Origin of the sequence: Neptuniibacter pectenicola, assembly GCF_001597735.1 — a bacterium.
In the GTDB taxonomy this organism is placed as follows: domain Bacteria; phylum Pseudomonadota; class Gammaproteobacteria; order Pseudomonadales; family Balneatricaceae; genus Neptuniibacter; species Neptuniibacter pectenicola.
Window position 1 is genome coordinate 1 of sequence record NZ_LUTS01000094.1, and the last position, 389, is coordinate 389.

Sequence of the window (389 nt, forward strand, 5' to 3'; positions counted from 1 at the left end):
CACCCCGCAGTTTGAAGTAGAATCCTACTTACGGGAAAAAGGGGAGAGGGGAGAGAAAAGAAAGGGGAGAAGAAAGGGGGGGGAAGAGGGAGGGGAAGAGGGAGGAGGGGGAAGAGGGGGGAAAAGAAAGGGAGGGGAGGGAAGGGGAGAAAGAAAGAGAGAGGGAGAAGAGGAGAGGAGGGGAGGGGAGGGAAGGGGAAGGGAGGGGGAGGGGAGGGAGAGGAAGGGAGAAAAAAGGAAGAAAAGGGGGGAGGAGGGGAGGAGAGAGAGAGAAGAGAGGAGGGGGAAAGAGGGGGAGAAGGAAGAGAAGGGAAAGAGGGGAGAGAAGAAAAAAAGGAGAAGGAGGGGGGAAGAAAGAAAAAAAAAGAAAAAGAAAAAGAAAGAAAAGA

At 53.5% G+C, this 389-nt stretch carries 1 protein-coding gene; it reads left to right on the plus strand.

The annotated features are described in order from the left end of the window. Positions 1-389: hypothetical protein (locus A3773_RS19850; RefSeq protein WP_197462851.1), on the plus strand; the 389-nt coding region annotated here is incomplete at both ends.